Annotated in this window: 22 protein-coding genes and 1 other RNA gene; 9 read left to right on the forward strand and 14 right to left on the reverse strand. The window is 32.0% G+C overall.

All coding sequences use genetic code 11. The annotated features are described in order from the left end of the window. The 12 genes from EAG11_RS11860 to EAG11_RS11915 all read right to left on the reverse strand — a co-directional run bounded on the left by EAG11_RS11860 (position 1) and on the right by EAG11_RS11915 (position 11,698). Positions 1-2,445, reverse strand: a complete 2,445-nt coding sequence (locus EAG11_RS11860) for a DNA translocase FtsK (protein WP_129539364.1) — start codon at positions 2,443-2,445, stop codon at positions 1-3. Between the two features lie 22 nt (positions 2,446-2,467). Continuing rightward, positions 2,468-2,848, reverse strand: coding sequence for a diacylglycerol kinase (locus EAG11_RS11865; protein ID WP_129539365.1), 381 nt, complete (start codon positions 2,846-2,848; stop codon positions 2,468-2,470). A gap of 9 nt (positions 2,849-2,857) precedes the next feature. Further along, positions 2,858-3,355 carry a thiol peroxidase gene (tpx, locus tag EAG11_RS11870; RefSeq protein WP_129539366.1) on the reverse strand — a complete coding sequence of 166 codons (498 nt, stop codon included), beginning with the start codon at positions 3,353-3,355 and terminating at the stop codon, positions 2,858-2,860. A 577-nt stretch (positions 3,356-3,932) separates the two neighbouring features. Further along, complete coding sequence (locus EAG11_RS11875) at positions 3,933-4,190, reverse strand: hypothetical protein (RefSeq protein ID WP_035621165.1); 258 nt, start codon at positions 4,188-4,190, stop codon at positions 3,933-3,935. A 111-nt stretch (positions 4,191-4,301) separates the two neighbouring features. Next, complete coding sequence (locus tag EAG11_RS11880) at positions 4,302-4,610, reverse strand: co-chaperone YbbN (protein WP_129539367.1); 309 nt, start codon at positions 4,608-4,610, stop codon at positions 4,302-4,304. A gap of 170 nt (positions 4,611-4,780) precedes the next feature. Beyond that, positions 4,781-5,419 (reverse strand): peroxiredoxin, encoded by a 639-nt coding sequence (locus EAG11_RS11885; protein WP_129539368.1) that lies wholly within the window; start codon positions 5,417-5,419, stop codon positions 4,781-4,783. A 136-nt stretch (positions 5,420-5,555) separates the two neighbouring features. Further along, complete coding sequence (locus EAG11_RS11890) at positions 5,556-7,169, reverse strand: glycoside hydrolase family 3 protein (RefSeq protein WP_129539369.1); 1,614 nt, start codon at positions 7,167-7,169, stop codon at positions 5,556-5,558. A 4-nt stretch (positions 7,170-7,173) separates the two neighbouring features. Next, a complete protein-coding gene (locus EAG11_RS11895) occupies positions 7,174-7,623 on the reverse strand; it encodes a GNAT family N-acetyltransferase (protein WP_129539370.1) in 450 nt (149 codons plus the stop codon). Positions 7,624-7,650: 27 nt separating this feature from the next. Further along, complete coding sequence (locus tag EAG11_RS11900) at positions 7,651-7,992, reverse strand: hypothetical protein (RefSeq protein ID WP_129539371.1); 342 nt, start codon at positions 7,990-7,992, stop codon at positions 7,651-7,653. A 23-nt stretch (positions 7,993-8,015) separates the two neighbouring features. Continuing rightward, a complete protein-coding gene (locus EAG11_RS11905) occupies positions 8,016-9,554 on the reverse strand; it encodes an MFS transporter (RefSeq protein WP_129539372.1) in 1,539 nt (512 codons plus the stop codon). Beyond that, a complete protein-coding gene (locus EAG11_RS11910) occupies positions 9,538-11,112 on the reverse strand; it encodes a glycoside hydrolase family 10 protein (RefSeq protein ID WP_129539373.1) in 1,575 nt (524 codons plus the stop codon). The genes EAG11_RS11905 and EAG11_RS11910 overlap by 17 nt, the downstream gene beginning before the upstream one ends. Positions 11,113-11,293: 181 nt before the next feature. Further along, on the reverse strand, positions 11,294-11,698 hold the full coding sequence (locus EAG11_RS11915; protein ID WP_129539374.1) for a GNAT family N-acetyltransferase: 405 nt from the start codon (positions 11,696-11,698) through the stop codon (positions 11,294-11,296). A gap of 316 nt (positions 11,699-12,014) precedes the next feature. Here EAG11_RS11915 and EAG11_RS11920 point away from each other — a divergent pair, with 316 nt between their 5' ends. The 8 genes from EAG11_RS11920 to EAG11_RS11955 all read left to right on the forward strand — a co-directional run bounded on the left by EAG11_RS11920 (position 12,015) and on the right by EAG11_RS11955 (position 19,238). Continuing rightward, positions 12,015-12,575, forward strand: coding sequence for an outer membrane beta-barrel protein (locus EAG11_RS11920; RefSeq protein WP_129539375.1), 561 nt, complete (start codon positions 12,015-12,017; stop codon positions 12,573-12,575). Between the two features lie 179 nt (positions 12,576-12,754). Continuing rightward, positions 12,755-13,087, forward strand: coding sequence for a YegP family protein (locus EAG11_RS11925; RefSeq protein ID WP_129539376.1), 333 nt, complete (start codon positions 12,755-12,757; stop codon positions 13,085-13,087). Between the two features lie 299 nt (positions 13,088-13,386). After that, positions 13,387-13,578 (forward strand): cold-shock protein, encoded by a 192-nt coding sequence (locus EAG11_RS11930; RefSeq protein WP_129539377.1) that lies wholly within the window; start codon positions 13,387-13,389, stop codon positions 13,576-13,578. Positions 13,579-14,049: 471 nt separating this feature from the next. Next, a complete protein-coding gene (locus EAG11_RS11935; protein ID WP_129539378.1) occupies positions 14,050-14,571 on the forward strand; it encodes an RNA polymerase sigma factor in 522 nt (173 codons plus the stop codon). Positions 14,572-14,617: 46 nt separating this feature from the next. Further along, positions 14,618-14,827 carry a hypothetical protein gene (locus EAG11_RS11940; protein WP_035628035.1) on the forward strand — a complete coding sequence of 70 codons (210 nt, stop codon included), beginning with the start codon at positions 14,618-14,620 and terminating at the stop codon, positions 14,825-14,827. Between the two features lie 12 nt (positions 14,828-14,839). Further along, on the forward strand, positions 14,840-15,685 hold the full coding sequence (locus EAG11_RS11945) for a FecR family protein (protein ID WP_129539379.1): 846 nt from the start codon (positions 14,840-14,842) through the stop codon (positions 15,683-15,685). Positions 15,686-15,784: 99 nt separating this feature from the next. Next, positions 15,785-18,394 carry a TonB-dependent receptor gene (locus tag EAG11_RS11950; protein ID WP_129539380.1) on the forward strand — a complete coding sequence of 870 codons (2,610 nt, stop codon included), beginning with the start codon at positions 15,785-15,787 and terminating at the stop codon, positions 18,392-18,394. A 4-nt stretch (positions 18,395-18,398) separates the two neighbouring features. Further along, complete coding sequence (locus EAG11_RS11955; protein ID WP_129539381.1) at positions 18,399-19,238, forward strand: DUF4249 domain-containing protein; 840 nt, start codon at positions 18,399-18,401, stop codon at positions 19,236-19,238. Positions 19,239-19,389: 151 nt separating this feature from the next. Here the strand turns inward: EAG11_RS11955 and ssrA are convergent. Next, positions 19,390-19,787, reverse strand: a transfer-messenger RNA (tmRNA) gene (gene ssrA, locus EAG11_RS11960). Between the two features lie 116 nt (positions 19,788-19,903). Then, the gene (locus EAG11_RS11965; RefSeq protein WP_129539382.1) at positions 19,904-21,100 is read right to left on the reverse strand and encodes a serine hydrolase; all 1,197 of its coding nucleotides are present in this window, start codon (positions 21,098-21,100) and stop codon (positions 19,904-19,906) included. A 245-nt stretch (positions 21,101-21,345) separates the two neighbouring features. On the opposite strand from EAG11_RS11965, the gene EAG11_RS11970 reads away from it, so the two are divergent. Continuing rightward, the gene (locus EAG11_RS11970) at positions 21,346-22,548 is read left to right on the forward strand and encodes an NAD(P)-dependent oxidoreductase (RefSeq protein WP_129539383.1); all 1,203 of its coding nucleotides are present in this window, start codon (positions 21,346-21,348) and stop codon (positions 22,546-22,548) included. The last annotated feature ends 287 nt before the right edge of the window (positions 22,549-22,835 follow it).

Below are 22,835 nucleotides of genomic sequence, written 5' to 3' on the forward strand. Positions count from 1 at the left end.
TTAATTTTGTTCATTGTTAAAAAATTGATCAAGAGAACTTAAATCTAAAATATTTACACTTCTAGCCTTACTACCTTCAAAAGGACCAACAATCCCCGCTGCTTCTAATTGATCTATCAATCGACCAGCACGGTTGTAGCCTAGTTTTAATTTTCTTTGTAATAACGAAGCCGAACCTTGTTGCGCATTAACAATTATCTCCGCAGCTTCTCTAAATAAAGTATCTCTTTCAGAAATATCCACATCAAGATTAATGCCACTTTCTTCACCAACAACCTCTGGAAGCAAATAAGCTGTTGCATATGCTTTTTGCGAACCTATAAAATCAGTAATTTTTTCTACTTCTGGTGTATCAACAAATGCACATTGTACACGAATAACATCATTACCGTTTGAATACAATAAATCTCCACGTCCAATTAATTGATCCGCTCCTTGAGTGTCCAAAATAGTACGCGAATCTATTTTTGAAGTAACCCTAAAGGCGATTCTCGCAGGGAAATTCGCTTTTATTAAACCCGTAATTACGTTTACCGAAGGTCTTTGAGTTGCAATAATTAAATGTATACCAATTGCACGCGCTAGTTGCGCCAAACGAGCAATAGGAACTTCAACTTCTTTTCCTGCAGTCATAATTAAATCGGCAAACTCATCGACCACCAAAATAATATAAGGTAAAAATCGGTGACCTGCTTCTGGATTTAATTTTCTTCCTTTAAATTTATCATTGTATTCTTTGATATTTCGAACCATCGCATCTTTTAATAAAGAATAACGGTTATCCATTTCAACACAAAGCGAATTTAATGTATTTACAACTTTTGCATTATCAGTAATAATAGCATCGTCAATATCTGGAAGTTTAGCCAGATAATGTCTTTCTATTTTATTAAATAATGTTAACTCTACTTTTTTAGGATCCACCAAAACGAATTTCACTTCGGCTGGATGTTTCTTGTACAATAAAGAAGTTAAAACAGCATTTAATCCTACCGACTTTCCTTGTCCCGTAGCTCCTGCCATTAATAAGTGAGGCATTTTTGCTAAATCAACAACAAATGTTTCATTCGAAATTGTTTTACCCAAAGCAATTGGCAATTCCATTTCAGCTTCTTGAAATTTAGCCGAACCAATAACACTTTTCATCGAAACCATCGTTGGGTTCTTATTTGGAACCTCAATACCAATAGTTCCTTTTCCTGGAATTGGTGCAATAATACGAATTCCTAATGCTGATAATGACAAAGCAATATCATCTTCAAGACTTTTAATTTTCGAAATACGAATACCTGCTTCTGGCACAATCTCATACAGTGTAACCGATGGACCTACCGTAGCTTTAATTTGTGCAATTTCGATTTTATAATTTCGAAGTGTATCTACAATTTTATTTTTATTCTCTTCTAATTCCTCCTGATTAATTGTAATTCCACCAGTAGAATATTCTTTTAATAAGTCGATTGTAGGAAACTTATAATTAGACAAATCCAAGGTAGGATCAAACAATCCAAAATCGGCAACAAGTCGCGAAGCCAAATTTTCTTCGATTATATCTTCTTCTGGAGCTTGCTCTATTACAAAAGACTCTGTGTGTGACACAATTTCTTTTGATGCAGGAGCAATATCCATTTTTATTGGCTTTAAAGCCGGATCCAAATTAATTTCGGATGAATGAGTAATAGTTGGCTTAAGTGCCTCTTTATTAATTTCGAATTGTGAATCTGGTGTTTTTAAATGAATATCATCTAATTCTTCATTTTCTTTAATCGCAAACTCTTCTAAATTATAAGCGCCTTTCTCTTTATTTAAAGAAGATGTTGCATTCAAATCAGAGCGAATTTCTCTTTTTGTATTATCAAAGAACGACTGAATCTTGTCTGGAGATATTTTCATTTTAAAAATCAAATAAATAATCAATCCAAAAAGCAAGCTCAATAAAGTTCCTGTTTTACCAATATAATCTTGTAAAAACAAATTTAACTCATACCCTATCGTCCCTCCCAATTCAGGAGCCGATGTGGCAAAAAAGCCAAACAATACCGATATTATTATTATCACAAATAGATCCCAAAACCAGATATTCTTTAGCTTTTTTGTAGAAAGCTCCAATATCAAAAACATTCCTGTTAAGAAAAACAGACGAACAAATATAAACGCCGCTAAACCAAATCCTTGATAAACCAATAAATCTGCTAGATAAGCTCCGAATTTACCGAGCCAATTTTGCACAGGTTCGCTTCGATCTGTAAGCGCCGATAAAGCACTCTGATCTGTTTGTCCATAGATATAAAAGGAAATAAAAGCAACTAATAATGCAACTGAAAATAATACCAAAAGGCATCCCAAAACAATATTATGTTGCTTGGTCATTTTCCAAGACGTAATTGCCCCTGATTTTGATTTATTTTTATTGTCTACCGTTTCTTTTTTTGTTGTTTTTGCCATTCTTATTTTGGGTGCTAATCGCTTATATATTTTTAATATATGGTATATATATTGTTAATCCGATTGCTATTGCGGTCATTGCAGCAAAAAATACTGCGCCCGCAGCAATATCTTTGATAAAACCAATTCTTTCATGATAATTTGGATGAATGAAATCGGCTACTTTTTCTACAGCCGTATTTAATCCTTCCACACTTAATACTAATCCTATTGCTAAAATTTGAAAAAGCCATTCGGTACTTGTTATTTGGAAATAAAAACCTGCAATAGTCATTATAACTCCTAACGAAAATTGTACCATAACGCTATGCTCCGTGCTTATTAACTTTATAGCACCTTTGTAAGCATAAGTAACGCTTTTTAATCTTCCTTTTAAAAAAGTATTATCTTTTTTAAACTCCATCTCTAGAATTTATAGTGCAGCTAGTGCCGCTTCGTAATTAGGTTCGTTTGCAATTTCTGCAACCTGTTCTGTATGGGTAACTTTACCATTTTCATCAACAACAATAATTACTCTTGAGTGCAATCCTGTTAATGGTCCGTCAACAATTTCTAATCCGTTAGCTTTCCCAAAAGCTCCTGCTTGGAAATCTGATAAATTAACTACATTTTCTAATCCTTCAGCACCACAAAAACGTTTTTGAGCAAAAGGTAAATCTCTAGAAATACATAATACTGTAGTATTATCAAGATTACTTGCATTTTCGTTAAATTTTCTAACTGAAGTTGCGCAAGTTCCAGTATCGATACTTGGGAATATATTTAAAACCAATTTTTTTCCTGCAAAATTGCTCAATGTAGCAACCGAAAGGTCGTTTTGTACTAACTTAAAATCAGCTAGTTGCGAACCAACTTTTGGTAATTCGCCTGAAGTATGAATTGGATTTCCTCCTAATGTTATTGATGCCATGATGTTTGTTTTTTTATGAGGTTCAAAAGTAATGATTAAAATTTGAATCTAAAAGAATTTGTTATCGGTTTAGAGATTGTTTCCTATCGTGAGTTTGTCTATACAAAGGGACATTTTTTACAAAGTTTTTTCTCTTTGCATGAAGACACCTTCCTCAAAGTTTTGAACTTTGACAAAGGTTGCACCGAAGCTTTGTAGATTATGATTGTGGAGACGCACTGCGGTGCGTCTCTACAGTTACGATATCATTACTAATTTTATTTAACCGTATATCCTCAATTCTAGATGTAACCTATTCTCTTTATTCTTTACTCTATTCTCTCTCCTCTATTCTCTTTCTTCTATTCTCTTTCTTCTATTCTCTTTCTCCCCCGCGAGAGGGATGGCCGCTGGCTACCGAAGTAGCGCAAACAGCCCGACAGCATTAGGAAAAGGGGCGCATGTAGACTTGCATGATTTGCCCCTTTTTTTAATGGTGGCTCGCCCAAAGCTTAGTTATATCCATAAAAAAAACGCACCCCGTAAAGAATGCGTTTTTAGATAACCATTGTTTTTCTAACTATTTAAGCTAAATCAACTATTTATCGATTGACCCCAAAACACGTTTCATAAACGTATTTAAAGCTTCTTTTTTATCAGTTCCCTGAACTACCATTTTATGCACTTCTAATGCACCGTACATATTAGAAATTAATTCACCAATTACATCTAATTCTTCATCTTTTAAAGATGGAATTTCGGTCATTGCTTCCAAAACCTCAATAGTTTCAATGATGTAATCCTGATCATTTTCTTCTATAAACTGCGTTAATTGTTTTATTACTGGTAATTTCATATTTTAGACTTCTTAGATTTTTAGACATTCTTAGACCTTTTAGACTTTCTTGAAAATTTTAGACAACTTTATCAGAGGTCTAAAAGTATAAGCCAGTCTAACCCATCTTATTTAAGCAATTTCGTTTACTAACTCGATTAAAACTTCTTGTTTATTAGTTTGTGTCTCATTAACCAGTTTACCATTTACGAAAGTGGCAAATGTTGGTAAATTAGTAACATTTGCTAATTTTCTTGATTCTGGTGAATTTTCGGCATCAACTAAAACAAAAGTCAAATCTTCTTTTTCTGTCGCAAGTTTTTTGAATTTCGGCTTCATTATACGACAATTTCCACACCATGAAGCTGAATATTGCACGACAACTTTCTCATTTTTAGCAACTAAATCTGCTAAAGTATCTTCATTTAATTCGATTAACATATCTTTTGTTTTTTAAAGGTTCTAAGTCGCAAAGGTTCTAAGGTACTAAGTTTTAGACCTTAGAACCTTGTGACTTTTTATTTAGAGATTGTAATTTATTAAGATTCTATTGTGTTCGAGTTTAAATCTTAGAGACTTTGCAACTCTGAACCTTAGAACCTTAAAAAAAATTAGTTTGCGCTTAAGTACTCAGCTGTACTTAATCTGTCTGCGCTCATTGCTTCTTTTCCAGCTTCCCAGTTTGCAGGACAAACTTCTCCTTTTTCTTGGATATGTGTGTAAGCATCAACCATACGTAAGTATTCGTTTACGTTACGACCTAATGGCATATCGTTTACACTTTCGTGGAAAATTTTTCCAGTTTCATCAATTAGGTAAGTAGCTCTGAAAGTTACATTAGAACCTTCGATGATAACTGAATCTGTTTCTTCGCTGTACTCTGTAGAATCAATATCTAAAATTCCTAAAATGTTAGATAAGTTACGGTTTGTATCAGCCAAGATTGGGTAAGTTACACCTTCGATTCCACCATTGTTTTTTGGAGTGTTTAACCAAGCAAAGTGTACTTCGTTTGTATCACATGAAGCTCCTATTACAATTGTATTTCTTTTTTCAAATTCTGGTAATGCAGCTTGAAAAGCATGTAATTCTGTTGGACATACAAAAGTAAAATCTTTTGGATACCAAAACAAAAGTACTTTTTTGTTATTGTTTACTGCTTCTTCAAAAATATTGATTTTCAAATTATCTCCCATTTCTGAGATAGCATCTACTGCAATACTTGGGAATTTTTTTCCTACTAAAGACATATCTTTCGCTTTTTAAGTTAATTATTTATTTGGTGCAAAAATAGTGCATAAATCAACCTAGAAGCAATAGGATGTGATTATAAAAATTTATCGATCAATAACCTTTACCTATACGAAACTTTTTAAAACCCGTAACTTATTGTAAGTCAATATTTACAGGTAATTCTCCGACACAGTTTTTATTTTCAATAATTTGAATTGCTGCATTTTTTTGAAATTCTACAAAATCCTGATACACCTCTACAAGCCCTAAAGCGTGTTTCGCATTTGGAATAATTGGTAAAACATATGGATTACCAAAAACATACAGGATACATTTTTTTGACTTTAATAATTTACCTAATAGTTCTAAAACCGACTCTTCGATATCGAAATTATTAAGTGGCTTTGCTTTTGGCACAAACAAAGAAATGATGATTATATCAAAGACATCCAAATCTTTTTCGACAGTAGTAATAACAGTAGTATCTCCTGCTTTAATTGCAAACTCTGGACTTGCTAATTGTGTATTTAGTGCTTTGAAGAAATCATTATCTTCTGTTTTATACAAACTTAATTTTGCAAGTGTATTATTTTTATGTGCCTCAAAAACAATTTCAGAATTGGAGTTATCAATTAGTTTGGTGATACTCTTTTGAGCAATTTTATCATTTAATAGTGCAGTTCTTTCAAAGTCTAAAACTCCTGAACTTATTGCTGCTTGATTAAGAATTCCTGCTTTTTCTTTACATTTCCATATTCTATTAAAGCTCTCTTCTATACGTGCTGGCGATGCCTTTTCTATAATCGTCTGAATTCCTTCTGGTACATTTTCTGCAAAACACAATACATCATTTCCTGCATTAAAAGCTTCCCATTCTAATTGCCCTTTTACATCATACAGTTTAGATACGCTATGCATATTTAAGGCATCCGAAATAACTAAACCATCATAACCTAATTGCTCACGCAACAAAGTTTGAATAATTGATTTTGATAAGGTAGCTGAAGTATCTTTTCCTGAATTTAAAGCTGGAACTGCTAGGTGACCAATCATAATCGAATCGACATTATCTTCGATACCTTTTATAAATGGGTATAATTCGTTTTCTAGTAATTCTTCCAGAGTTTCTTTTAAAACAGGTAATCCTAAATGCGAATCGACATTGGTATTTCCGTGTCCCGGAAAATGTTTCAAACAACCTAAAACACCTACATCCGACATTCCTCTTAAATATTCTAATGCAAAATGCGCTACCTTTTCTTTATTCTCTCCAAAAGAACGGTAACCAATAACTGGATTGTTAGGATTATTATTAATATCCGCCAATGGCGAAAGATTATATTGAATTCCAGCCGATTTTAAATCCAAACCTATTTGTTTCCCTACTTCGTAAACCAAATCTGATTCACTTTCTGGTAAAGCACCTAGTGTAATTGCATAAGGATATTGTGGCGTTTTTTCAACACGCATTGCTAATCCCCATTCCGCATCGATACTAATTAAAAGCGGAGTTGTTGCACATTTCTGGAATCGTTCGATACGCTCTTTTAACTGTTTGTAACTATCATCATTGAAGACAATTTTTTTATTGCCTTCGTAATTTGTGGCTGCACTTGCACGACTATGAAAAAAAGTAAGTCCGCCAATATTATATTCTCGAATTAAACGTTCGGTTTCCTGAATATTTTCTTCGGTATCGTTTATAAAAACTGCAGGAAAAAAAAACTGTCCTACTTTTTGTTCTACTGTTTGTGGTATTTTATTCATTTGGTTATAGCTTTTTTTTCATGCATACACTATTATCCATCACATCATAAGGTGGATAATTTGAAATTATAACATATTCTTGTTTTTGATATAAAGCAATTGCTTCTGGCTGGTTAACTCCTGTTTCTAAAATGGTATATTTATATTTTACTTCAGCTGCCCATAATTCTAACTCCTTTAAAACAGCTGATGCGATTCCTCTTTTACGATAATCAGGATGCACAAACATACGTTTGATTTCGGCAACATCATTTTCCTTTTCTCTAAAAGCGCCACAGCCAATTGCTACTTCGCCTTCATAAAGTACTATTGCATGCTTTATTGTGTCTATACCATTAAACTGATTATAAAAATCATGATCGGCTCCATCTCTAATTTTTAAATCCTGATTTAATAAAACCACCAAGTTTATAAAGTCGATATCTTCTGAATTTGTTCTTTTTAATGTAATCATAATACCAGATACTATAAAAAATTATTTTTACTTAAGTTTAGCCTTCTTTTGCTTGGCTAGCTGACTTTTAGTATGCAAGGCTTTTTCAAGTCTGTTTTTAAATCGAAAGAGTTTAGGCATTCCTTCTATTCTATCTTCAAGTGTAATTACTTCGTAAATTAAAATTGCTTTTTCTAATATTCGAATTTCATTATCGACATCATTTTGATTTTTATAAATAGTAGCCAGTCGGTCATAAGAGTGATTTCCTTTAAAACCTTCATTACTATTTTCTTCGTATAACGCAATTGCTTTCTCAATCTCTCCTGCTTTTTCAAATTCAATTGCTTTCAGGTTTCGTTCAACCTGGATGTTTTCATTGATTTCCATGGGCGTTATATTCTAATTAAATCTTATTCTATCTTCTTACCGAAATCTTGTGGGAAAATTAAAAATCTGGAAAGAATTACTCCTGGAATTGTGGCTAAAAATACCCAAATAAAGAAATTTCCATATCCTAAATATTCCTGAATATATCCACTTACCATTCCAGGCAACATCATTCCCAAAGCCATAAATCCTGTAGCAATGGCATAATGTGAAGTTTTTGATTCCCCTTCGGCAACATAAATTAAATACATCATAAAGGCTGCAAAACCAAAACCATAACCAAACTGCTCTACAATTACCACTGCATAAATATAAAATACTGATGAAGGGTGAAAGTAAGACAACAAGATAAATCCAATAATTGGCAAGTGCATGGTTAGAATCATCGGAAGCATCCATTTAGTAAGACCATGTCTCGATATTGCAATTCCTCCTAAAACTCCTCCAAGCATTAAAGCAATTAATCCGAAGGTTCCATAAATTAGACCAATATCTTCTGTATCAAGTCCCATTCCTCCTTTTAAAACCTCTTTTTGAGTTCCTTTAGTTGAAACCAATTGATTTACAAAGTTTATTCTAGCTTTGTTTAGATTCTTATATTCTTTTGGATCTTTATTTTCAACTTCTAGTAAAGGTTTTTTAGCATTTGCCATTTCTGCCGATATTGGCAATTTTGAATACAGTAATTGTAACTCTGAATCAGATAATTTATCTCCTTTGGCAACTTTTGAATTATAAACCGCTAATGCTTTCGCCTGACTTTCATCAGAACCTGATTCGACTAATTCATATTTTATCGGATCTACTAAAAACGGAGTTAGCATTTTCATTAGTTGTGATTCTCCTAATCGAAATAACAAGATAAAAGTAAGTACTAAAACAATTTGTTTCTTTCTAAAGAAACTTGCAAAAACGGAAGCAAAACTTTGATTTGCAATTTCTTTGGCTGTTCCTGGAGTAGTATTTTCTGTTTTAGGTGTAGAAAAATAATTATATGCTGTAATAAGAGCCATTAGCAATCCCACAAAAATCATGGTATATGACCATGCTTTTCGATTATCTCCAAATTTATGCTCCAGATATCCTGCCAAAAGCACGATTAATCCATTTCCGGCAAGCATTGAGATTCTGTAAAACGTACTTCTAATTCCTAAGAAAAAAGATTGTTGCTCTTTTGGTAAAACTAACAAATAGAATCCATCGCTGGCAATATCATTAGAAGCCGAAGCAAATGCGGCAACCCAAAATATAGCTAAAGTTAGTATGAAGAAATTATTCAGGGGAATAGTAAGTCCTACAATTAAAAAAGCAATTGAGATAACGAATTGCATTGCCAAAAACCATTTTCGCTTTGTACCGTGCAAATCGATAAAAGGACTCCACAAAGGTTTAATAACCCAAGGCAGATATAACAAACTAGTATAAAGACCAATGTCTTCATTGGTAATTCCTAGATTTTTGTACATCAGTACCGAAACTGAAATAATTACTATATAAGGAAAGCCTGATGCAAAATTCAATAATGGAATCCACAACCAAGGTTTATTATTTTCTGTTTTCATCTGTTATTTCAGCTACGTTTACTTTAAATCCTTTTTTTAAATCGATACTAGTTGGAGTACTTTCGTTTGCATAGTAATCAATAAAAGTGATTGCACACGCTTTGTATTTTTTCATTGTTTTTTCTGAAAGAACAAAGTAAATAGAACCATCTATTTCGTGAACTGTCAATTTATCAATAATTTGAGATGGATCATTAATATCAATTTTTGCCTCACTTTCTGCACCATAAACAACAACGTAACGCACCTTAGTATTCAACGGATATTTAACATTAAATGAATAATTTATACTGTCTTTTGCAAATTCATTTACCACAGGAACATCAACAACAATCTTTTTAAGATTAGGAACTGCAGATGGAAGTGCTGGATATTTATATTGGTTTTCGGCTAAAAGACGTACGACATCTTGATTTTTATTAATCAATAATTTGGCACTAAAATAAGCACTTCCTGTTACATTCTTAAAACTTCTGGCATAATCAACCTGATTTGGTATTTCGGTTGCAAGATTCCAGCTTTTATCACTATCAGCTCTAATCTTATATGGACTGTGCCCAATATAGATAGCTGTGTTATTAGAATTCTCGGACCACCATTTTACCAGTTTCGAATAATTAGCTCTCGGATTATTCATACTCCAATACAATTGAGGTATAATGTAATCAATCCATTTCTGATCCATCCATAGAATAGGATCTGCATATAAATCATCATAATTAGACGTTGATTGAGTATCTGAACCTTTAGGGTCTTTTGATTTATTACGCCAAACGCCAAAAGGGCTAATGCCAAATTGTACCCAAGGTTTACAGCTCTTTATTGTAGTCGAAATAGTTTGAACAAAATTACTTACGTTTGCTCTACGCCAATCGGCTAAACTAAGTCCACTACCATATTTTTTATAAGAGGCTGTATCGTTAAATTGTTTTCCGGGAATAGTATAAGGATAAAAATAATCATCAAAATGTATCGCATCGATATCGTAATTCTCAACAACTTCTTCTACAATAGTTGTTAAATGCTCCTGTACTTCTGGCAAAGCAGGATCGTAATATAATTTACCTCCGTATTCAATCATCCATTCTGGATGTTTAATAACGTCATGGTTAGAGTATAAACTATCTTTTTTTAAGTCAAATGTTGCTCTGTATGGATTCATCCAAGCATGAAACTCAAATCCTCTGTTATGCGCTTGCTCGATCATCCAAGCTAAAACATCATAATATGGTTTTGGTTCCTGTCCTTCTTTTCCGGTCAAATAACGCGACCAAGGAGCTAACTTTGTAGGGTAAATAGCATCACCCACACTTCGGATCTGTACAATTACTGCATTAAAATTCAATTTTTTATAAGTCTCTAAAATTTCAAGATAATCTGCTTTTTGCTTTTCAACATTATCAACTTTACTTTTCGGCCAGTCAATATTAACAACGGTAGCAATCCAAACTCCTCTAAATTCGTTTTTAGGATATCGCGATTTTTCTTGAGCACTTCCACTCCATCCTAAAAAAATAAAAAATAAAAAAAATAGTATTATGTGCTGATTTTTATGCATTTCAATCTTAATTTATACAGAATCCAAAAATAGTTTTTTTAGTGAAGTATAAATGATAATTTATTAATAAAAATTTATAACTCACAGAAATTTAAGCTTTAATATACACAAATAGCATTCAAAAATCATTAAACAACTATATATGAACCAGATATACTATTCTTGATTTTAGAATCTAATTTTAAAAACGCAGCTCCATTATTGTAAACTCTTGCCCCGATTTAAAAAAAGTATTCTCTGTATCTACTAATCCAAATTTCTCATAAAAAGATTTTTTGTTTACTCTAGCATTGCACCAAATACGCTTTACTCCCTTATCCTTAGCTTGTTGAAAAACATAATTTAGCAGTATTGTTGCAAAACCTTTTCCTTGCTCTTCTGTCAAAGTAGCTAATTTTCTAAATTGCATTTCGTTATTATCTTCAAAACAAGAAACAATCGCAACTAGTTTGGATTCATTATATACTCCAAAATGAATACCTAAATCATCTTCTTTTAATTGTACAAATTCTAAAGACATTGCTGGCCACATTACTTTATGCCGAATTGCCCATGTTTCAGAGGCAGGAATTTCTTTGATTGTCATAATTACTTTTTTAATTGGCTAAGGATTCAAATTTAGAATTAATTATTTTAACCCTCTCATAACAATACACCCCCTCAAGTAAACCTATTCTTTTGCTTATTTTTTTTTACAGAATTAACCTATACTAAAATCCGATTCCATAATATATTTCTCTTTTTAAAATCCACCTAAAGAAATCTTATTCTATTAAAATTCAAAGAAATAATGGCAACACCAATAAAATCAATAAAAAAATAAAGAAGATATGTCTTTCGATTCTGACATATAATAATTAATTTTAATTGCTAAATAGTATACCCCCTAAATAACCCTCCCTATGAAAAAGCTTTTTTTAATCACACTATTATGTATCAGTGCAAATTCATTTGCCCAATTACTACAATTCGGTCCTATCGTTTCTTCTAACATAACTTCAATCTCAACAAATGATTACAATTCTGATAGTTCAGGTAATTCAATAGGTTTTGGTGGTTTTGCAAGAGTAAATTTATTAATGCTTTATGGACAAGCTGAATTTGGATATGCACAATCTAAATTTACTGTATCTGAATCTGGTATCGCTAATACAGATTATAAATTATCTGGAACTGAAGCGACATTAATTGTAGGTTACAAAATTGTTCCTTTAGGTAAACTCGGAAATGTTAGAATATTTGGCGGTTACAACTGGAAAAACTACTCAAATATAGACAGAAACAACAATTTAAACTATATCGACGTTGTAAAAAACAACAACAGTCTCCTTGGTGGAGTTGGTGTTGATTTATGGAAATTCACACTAGACTATAGATATTTAGCAGGTGTTACAGATATTGATGCTTCTAATTTAAAAGTAAAAACTGCTGTTTCAAATATTAGCTTAGGATTTAAATTCTAGAAAACAATTTTATCATATAAAAAACGAGAACCTAATTAAAAATTAAGTTCTCGTTTTTTTTTAAAATTATTTATTTAAACATTTTACTGTTTCCCACTATCTTCTAATATTTTTCTTTTGTATTTTTATGAAATAAAACAACTATTAAAAACTATTTTTAACCTTAACCAATATTTAGAATGGGAAAATTTGTTATCACAAAAAGAACAAACGGAGAGTTTCAATTTAATTTAAAAGCTAACAACGGACAAACAATTCTTGCAAGCGAAGGATATTCAGCAAAAGCAGGCTGTTTAAACGGAATCGAATCAGTAAGAACCAATTCGCAAGATGATTCAAAATTTGACAGAAAAACATCAACTAACGGAAAGCCTTATTTTAATCTAAAAGCTACCAATGGTCAGATTATTGGAACTAGCGAAATGTATGAAAGCGTCTCAGCAAGAGATAACGGAATCGAATCGGTAAAAAACAATGCACCTGCCGCAACAATAGATGACCAAACTGTTTAATAAAATATTTCTTAGAAGATCAAAACCACTCATTTCGGGTGGTTTTATTTTTTGGAGCATTTTCCAGCTCTCCGCTTTATCTTTTTATCTCCAAAAAAAGGAAGATAAAAAGGATGCCACTACGATCTCGGCTAGATCTCTCTCTTATATTATCGCATAACTAACCAAATTGGACACTAACTTTATCAATCCTTAACGAAACGTTAAAATATATAGAATTATTTTTTAAAATAAAAACTAATAATCAATAAGTTAAATTTATTTTTCGACTACATTTACTAATAAATTTAATATAAATTATGAAAACAGGAGTAGTAAAATTTTACAATGAAGCAAAAGGATTTGGATTCATTACAGAAGAAGGTACAGGACAAGACGTATTTGTTCATGCATCAGGCTTAAAAGAGCAAATTAGTGAAAATGACTCTGTTCAATTTGAAATAGTTGACGGAAAGAAAGGCAAAAATGCAGTTGAAGTTACAGTAGTTTAATACTAACAACATCAAAAATTGCATTAATTACGATTGCCTATTGGTTTAAATATGAAGATAAAGAATACTATTCGATACACTCCTCAATAATAAAACCCTACAAATCACTCACGACATTAGCAAAACAAAAAAATCCTGTAAACATTGTTTACAGGATTTTTTGTTAATAATAAAAACTTCCTCAGATATTACCTACCCAAAACCAACTGTTTGCTTATAAATATTATATCCTTTTTTAGTTTTCCAACAAATAAATAATGTACAAACAACTACTACTCACAAAGCAAATCTTACAGATTGGTGTATACTATTTTATAACTATCTTTTTCTCTTGAATAAATTTTCAAATAAAATTGCTGTTATTTGCACCGCAAAGTTTATTAAAAATTGAATAAGCTAACCTTAATGGTCAAATTTAGAACTCAATATTTTTTTGAAAATTGAACTAAAATCAGTCATCATATTTACGTTATGGACAATAAAAAGTTTATATTAAGTTTAAAAAAAGGTAATGAAGCTTCTTTTAAGGAAGCTTATCTAAATTACTACGATAAACTAATAAACATTGCCAAGCGATTTAATTTTACTGTTCTTAGCCCACAGGATTTCGTTCAGGAGACTTTTTTACGATTATATAATAAAAGAGAATTACTCAATGAAGATGTTTTATTTGATAAACAATTGTTTACAATATGCAAAAACATCATTATAAATCATCTTAATAGAGAAAACAAACTAATTCAGCTTGATCCTCTAGAATTTCAAATGGAGCAAGAAGATACTGAAACAGATATTTTTGAAGAAAGAAGAGAAAAATTATACAACTTCATAAATCTACTTCCCGAACAACAACAAAAAATATTCACTTTACACAAACTGGAAAACCTTAGTTATAAAGAGATTGCATCAATTACAGATCTTTCTGAAAAAACGATTGCCAATCATATTTATCTTGCCAGTAAATTTATTCGAAAAAAAATAGAAGAGCATTAGGAACTTTTATGTTCTCGTTTGTTATAGATATAAACGGAAACATAAAATGCGTACTGAATCTTATAAAACAGATGTTACAACCAAAGAAGATGCAAGCTTCATTGTAGTACTTCTGCAGTTTATCATTTCTGATTGTATAATGAATTTTGATTTGGATAATAGTGACCATATTCTAAGAATCGAAACTAATAGAGATATTAAAGAAATGGTTTATGGTGTTTTTAACAAACAAGGATTTTATTGCCAAAAACTTTAACGCACAAAAGATATGGACGAAAAGAAATTAGAAGAAGAATTAAAAAAATTATGGAATGAAACTCCTATTCCTCATTCTGACTCTGAAAAAGAGGCTTCTTGGGAACAATTCCAATCGAAGACATTCCCATCCAAAAAACAAAAATTTGGTTCATGGCGCCATTATGCAGCCGCAGCCGCTATTTTAATTTTTACTCTTATCGGGGTAGGTCTGTACTTTACTAATGACCCAATAAGTAACAATATTGAAATTGTGGAAAATACGATAGAAAACACCACTTCTATAATTAAAATTGTAGCCCTACCAGATAGTACAAAAGTAGAGTTGAGTCCAAATTCCAAAATTATGTATGCTACTAATTTTGCTGTTAATAGAAAAGTAGAAATTAGTGGAGAAGCTTATTTTAAAGTAAAAAAAGATAAAAAACATCCTTTTCAGGTGTTTTGTAACGAAACCACAACTACAGTATTAGGTACCGCTTTTACAGTTAAAGGCTATCCTAAAAAAGAAGTGGCGGTAGAACTTTATGAAGGAAGCGTTGAGATGAGTGTGAAAAACCAAGATAAAAAATGGATACTTAAACCTGGTGAAAAATTCATCTACGGAAACGAAATCGCTTCTGTAACTGAATTTAATAGATTTTTAGATTTTGATAATGAAAAACTGAGCACAATCAGTACCTATATCGAGTCAAATTATGGTTATAAAGTAACTATCCCACAGGAATACTATAATCAAAGAATTACAGTTCGAATCAATAAAAAAGAAGATTTAAAAACAATTGTCCAATTAATATCAGAAATGTATAACCTAAACTTTGAAGTAAATGAAAAATTAAAACAGATTACTTTTCAGTAGAAAAGAAAAGGATGTCCTAGCCGCGAAACTAAACATCCTTCCCATAGTTAAGATAGCATAAAACTATCCATTTAATAATATTCAAAAATACAAAAATTCATGAAGCATATAATTTCAACATGCTTTTTTTTATTCAGTTGGTGTGTGTTCTCCCAAAACATAAACGTGACTGTAGACCAAACTGTGACCTTAAAAGATTTTTTTAAGCAAATTGAGAATCAAACCGATTTTAAATTCGCCTATACTGATCAAATTAATATCAGTCAAAAATATTTTACACATAAAAAGACTTATAAAAATATTGAGATAAAACAACTCATAAATGAACTTAATAAGACTGGTACAATTCAGTTTTCAGTAGTGGGTAATAATATTTTTGTAAAACAAAAAGTTACAAAAGGAGCCCAAAAAAATAAGCTAACAGGGCAACTTATTGATGAGAACAGGGAACCTGTTATTGGCGCAAATGTTTATATCTCAGAAATCGAAACAGGCGCTACAACTGATAAAAATGGAAAGTACACTATCGATTTAGACAACGGAACTTATACTGTTTTAGTTAGTTATGTAGGCTACAAGAATAAAAAAAAGCAAGTCACAGTTTCTGATGATACTAAAATTGATTTCAGCATGGAATCAGACAGTCACGAATTAGAACAGATAGTCATAACTACAAGTAAGGCAGTTGATGTGAAAAACACTCAGATGAGCGTTAATAAGCTTTCGATGGCCGAGATTAAAAGATTGCCTACGGCAATGGGTGAACCAGATCCTTTAAAATCATTATTGACTTTACCTGGTGTTACAAATGCTGGTGAAGCTTCGTCTGGTTTTAATGTTCGCGGTGGTGCCGCTGATCAGAATTTGATTCTTTTAGATGGTGCTCCAGTATACGGAGATTCTCATATGTTTGGTTTCTTTTCTATTTTTAATGCAGACGTTGTTAGCGGATTAGATTTATACAAAGGTGGAATTCCGTCTAAATTTGGAGGACGCGTTTCCTCTGTTCTGGATGTAACACAGCAAACGGGAGATCTTAATGAGTATAAAATAAACGGAGGTATTGGTCTTATATCAAGTAGGCTTTTAGTACAAGGCCCTTTAAAAAAAGATGTTGGTTCGTTTATTGTTGCTGGGCGTGCTTCTTATGCGCATTTATTCCTGAAACTTACTGATATTAAGAGTTCTGTAATGTTTTATGATATTAATGCCAAACTTAATTATCGTTTAGGAACCAATAATACAATTGCTTTTTCTGGTTACCTTGGGAATGATATATTTGATATTAATAACTTTTTTGCCAGTACCTACGGTAATACTATGGGAACGTTTAGCTGGAAACATAAATTTTCTGAAAAGTTAAATACAAACCTTTCTGTTTTTTACAGTGATTATAAATTTAATCTGCAAATACCATTTCAAAAATTTGAATGGGACAGTAAGATTACCAACTACGGGCTTAAATACAATTGGAATCACACCATATCAGACAATTTTAAACTTAACTATGGTATTGATGGTTTATATTATGATTTTAATCCAGGAACTGTACGCCCGTATGGTGTTAATTCGCAGTATAATTACAATCAATTAGATAAAAAATATGCTTTAGAAACGTCTGCATATTTAGATGTCGAGAATCAGATTACAGAAAAGCTGAATCTTCGTTATGGACTTCGTTACAGTACCTTTTATCGTTTAGGAGGCGAAAGTATCAGTACGTACGAAAATGGAGAAGCAGTAGTATACAATCCGTTATATCATATTTATGAAGAAGCAACTCCAACTGGAAGTACATACTACGGAAAAGGAAAAACCATTAGTAAGTTTAATAACCTTGAACCAAGATTGGCATTATCATATGCTTTTAATGACGAAACCTCAGTAAAGGCAAGCTACAACAGAATGGCGCAATATATCCATATGTTGTCTAATACCCGAGCTCCGTTGCCTATGACTATCTGGACACCAAGCGGTCCTTTTACAAAACCACAAATGCTGGATCAATATGCAGTAGGATTTTTCAAAAATTTTAAGGAACGTGAGTACTCTTTTGAGGGGGAATTATTTTATAAAAAAATTAAAAACCGTATCGATTATATCGATGGTGCAAATTTATTGGGTAACAATAATATAGAGCAGGATATCCTGAATGGAGAAGCAAGATCGTATGGTATGGAACTATTATACAGAAAAAATACGGGCCGCTTTACAGGATGGGTTGCTTATACTTTGTCTAAGGCAGAACAAAGAACGCCTGGCAGAACTCCTCAAGAACCAGGTATTGCTAATGGTGATTGGTATTTATCAGGATATGATAAATTACATAATCTGAATATTACTGCAAATTATGAATTCAACGCTAAATGGTCCTTTAATGCTAATTTTACTTTACAATCAGGTCAGCCAGTAACATATCCTAACGGATATTATGAATTTGGGGAAAGATATGTACCTAATTATACGTTGAGAAATTCAAGCAGACTCCCTGCATATCATCATTTGGATATTGGCGCAACCTACACCCCTAAACCAGATAAAAAGAAAGGATGGCAAAGCTATTGGGTATTTAGTATTTATAATCTTTATAACAGACAAAATGCCGCATCGATGATGTTTTCACAAAATAATAATACAGGAGTTAATGAGTCCAAACAACTCTCTATTTACGGATTAGTACCTGGTGTTTCTTATAATTTTAAATTTTAATAGCATGCTAAGATTAAAAAAATACAATTTTAAAAGTAAAGGATTTACTTTATTTAGTTTTCTTTTTGTTTTACTTTTTCTGTCTTGTGACAAGGTTGTTGAGCTTGAATTAGAAACTGGAGAACCTAAAATAGTAATCGATGCTGAGATAATTTGGGAAAAAGGAACTAGCGGCAATAAACAGACAATAAAAATAAGCAGAATGGCTCCTTATTACAGTGCCACTACACCAAAGGTTTCAGGAGCACAAGTAAGGGTCGAAAATAGTGATGGAGTTGTTTTTACATTTAATGAATCTGAGCCAGGAATATATATCTGTACTAATTTTGTTCCTGTAATTAATATGGAATATAAATTATTTGCACAAGTCGATGGACAAAGTTTAACTGCTATTGAAAAATTAGTTTCTGTGCCGCAAATTGACAGAATAGAACAGGAATTTATGCCAGATATAACAGGACCTGATCTTATTGTAGTAGCATTTTATTATAAAGACCCAGCTGATCAGACTAATTACTATCTGACAGATTATAAAAGTGTTTTATCTCCTTTTCCAGAATACACATCTACAAGTGATGAATTTACTAATGGAAATGAATTAGCTGAAAAATTTTCAGATTCAGATTTAAAACCGGGAATAACACTTAATATAACACATCGTGGTATTACTAAGAACTTTTATAATTATATGAATCTAATTTTAGAGGTTACAAATTCAAACCCTTTTGCTGCAATACCTGGTAATATTAGAGGAAATATAATCAATACAACTGATTCTAATAATTTTGCTTTAGGCTATTTCAGGCTTTGTGAAGCAAACCGTATGACGTATACAGTAAAATAAAAATTTAATTGAAGGTTGATTTGTAACGGCATCTGGCATATATAAATCTATGTCAGATGCATATTTTAATTAAAAACAGGACAAAAAATTAAATTTTTGAATCCCTATGAAAAACAAAAAAGCCTGTAAACATTAAGTTTACAGGCTTTTTTTGTGGAGTCGCCGAGAATCGAACTCGGGTCCAAACAAGCAACTAAAGAGCTTTCTACACGCTTATTTCCTGATTAGATTTTCGATATTGTGCTCGGCCAGGAACAGCCACACAATACTTATCTTCTTAATTTCGAAATCCACCCGAAGCTCATGGAAATCTAGGTTTATTTTTACGGTTCCCCTGTATTGACCGCCACAAACCAAGGCTTTCAAGGAGAATCCAGCTTTCCTATCTGATAGGAACGTGGCTTAATCGTACTATAATTCGGATTATGCAGCTAAAGCGTAGTTATTTTCGCCGTGTAAAAGTGTTGAGATCTTATATTTACGAGCAAGGTCTCAATGCTCGACGTGCTTACTGTTCAATTCGACTTGCTGTCAAAACCAGTCGACCCCATTTCTTTTCAATAAAAAATTGAGATTGCAAAATTACGCTTTTTGAGCCACCAATCGAAATTAATTTCAAAAAAATATTCGATTTAATTTTAGCTCCTCAATTTATACCCCATATATTAGTCGAGATCTTTAAAAACAAAAGGATAATCTCCAAAGATGGGTGCCAATTTACGAACCGCATATGTTTTACGGGTAAATTTATTAGACAACGCAATGATAGTAACATTTTCTTTTTGAAGCGTTATATAAGATGACGTATTTCCATGCCACCATCCGTTATGGAAATAAAAATGTTGTCCCGAATACCAATTAATCATTCGAATACCAAGTCCATAATTTTTTTCTCCCTTGCGCTCATTACTATATCCTTCATAAACTTGTTTTAGCAATTCAGGTTTTAAAAAATTAGGAGCATTTCTTGCTCTATCAAATTTTAATAAATCACGAGGAGTTGAATAAACATTTTTATCCCCATAAACAGCATCCAGATAATCTATTCCAATTTCAACATTATTTCCTTTATATGATGGAACAGCTGTTTTTCTGTCTTTATCGATATCAAAAACATAAGTATGCGTCATTCCCAAAGGCTTAAAAATCATTTGAGTCATTGCCTCTTTATAACTAAGTCCTGTTATTTTCTCTATAATTAATGCTAACATCGCATAATTAGTATTACAATAGGTAAAACGAGTATTGGGTTTATACTCTAAACCAATATCTTTTGTAGCCATGATATTTAAAATATCCTGATTGGTTAATTGATTGTGCCTGTCCCAAATTGTTTTGTCCTTATCTGTAAAATAAGCATAATTACGCATTCCACTTCTGTGATTTAATAACATCCTTACTGTAATATCTTCATAAGGAAATGTTTTCAAAATGGTATTTACTTTTTGATCTAAATCAAATTTCCCTGCATTTACCAACTTTAAAACAGCTGTTGCAGTAAGTACTTTACTAACCGATGCTATATGCAACGGTGTATTCCTATCTATTTCCGTTTTTTGATTTTTATTCGCATAGCCTTCATATTTTTCATAGATAATCTCGCCGTTTCTTGCTACTAAAAATCCTCCATTCATGGAATTATTAGGCCAGTTCTTATTATAAAAAGAATCAACTTTGTTTTTTATTGTAGCTACATAGCTGGCAGGTAACTTTTTTTCATGAAGCAAAGGCTTCATCTTAGGGAGTGTATCTTCTACAGTTTCAGCAAGAGCTGCATTTGAACTTTTATCTTTTCCACAAGAGCTTAAAACTAAAATAAGGAAAAGGATTTGTGCTATATTTGCTTTTTTAATGAAATTCATGAGTTGGATTCTAGGGAAACAAATATATAGAATTGAATACTTTTGTTTATTTGCCTTTTTGAGATGAATTCTCATAATTTAACACAGTTTTAAGCTTGATTTTTATCAGTCCATTGAACATCAGCACATAATAAAATGGGCTTGGATATTTTTCAAAAAAAACAACAAAACTTTAACTATATTTGTTATATTTAAAACAAATTTAACCAATAAAGTTATATTTATACAAACCTAAACACCAATAAATGAAATTTGGAATTATAAAAGAGAGAAAAAACCCACCAGACAGAAGAGTTGTATTTGCTCCTAACGAACTGGCTCGATTGAAACAACTTTATCATGAAGCTACTGTAGCTGTAGAAAGTTCTGATATTCGAATTTTTACCGATATTCAATACAAAAGCTTAGGTATAACTGTTACCGATGATGTTTCGGATTGTGATGTATTATTTGGAGTAAAAGAAGTTCCTATTGAGAATTTAATTCCTGATAAGGCTTATTTCTTTTTTTCTCATACCATCAAGAAACAACCTTATAATCGAAAATTGTTACAAGCAATCTTAGAAAAAAACATCGAATTATACGATCATGAAACTATCGTAAACTCTCACAACCAAAGGCTTATTGGCTTTGGAAGATACGCAGGTATTGTTGGTGTATATAATGGTATTCGTGCATTCGGAATTAAATTTGAATTGTTTAAATTGCCTAAAGCAGAAACTTTATCTGGCAAAGAGGCTTTAATTGCTCATTTAAAACGCATTACACTTCCTCCTTTAAAATTTGTTATTACTGGAACTGGAAAAGTAGGTAGCGGTGCTAAAGAAATCCTTGACGCCATTAAAATAAAAGAGGTAACTATTGACAATTACCTAACTAAAAATTATACTCAAGCAGTTTATGTTCAACTTGATGTTTTGGATTATAACAAACGTAAAGATGGTCAGCTTTTAGATTATACCGATTTTTACGAACACCCACAGGAGTACGTTTCTGATTTTGAAAGATTCACTCGAGTAACTGATGTTTATTTTGCTGGGCACTTTCATGCAAATGCGGCACCAATGATTTTGTCTAGAGAAATGCTTCAGTCTAAAGATTGTAAAATAAAAGTCGTTGCCGATATTTCATGTGATATAAATGGCCCTATTGCCTGCACACTTCGCTCATCGACTATCGAAGAGCCTTTATATGGTTATTTCCCTGGTGAAGACAAAGAGGTTGATGTTTTTCATCCTGCTGCAATTGTGGTAATGGCTGTAGATAATTTGCCTTGCGAAATTCCAAAAGATGCTAGTGAAGGTTTTGGGGAACTTTTTATGGAACACGTAATTCCTGCCTTTTTTAACGGTGATAAAGATGGAATCTTACACAGAGCCAAAATAACAGAAAACGGTAAGCTAACGCCACGTTTTAGCTATTTACAAGATTATGTAGATGGAAAGTAATTTAATTATTAATTGTTGATAATTAAAGCTCTTCGACTACGCTCAGGGTGACAGTAATTATTGATTAATAAATTATTAATTACTACCTGCTAAGATTACAATAATGATCATTAAAGCTCTTCGACTCCTCTCAGGATGACAATAGATGACATAAAAAACAAAACCCTGCAATGTTACTACATTGCAGGGTTTTTCATTTATTACGCATCATTAACAATTAACAATCCATAATTAACAATTAATTGTTGATGATTAAAGCTCTTCGACTCCGCTCAGGATGACAATAG

The organism is Flavobacterium sp. 140616W15 (genome assembly GCF_003668995.1).
Lineage (GTDB): Bacteria > Bacteroidota > Bacteroidia > Flavobacteriales > Flavobacteriaceae > Flavobacterium.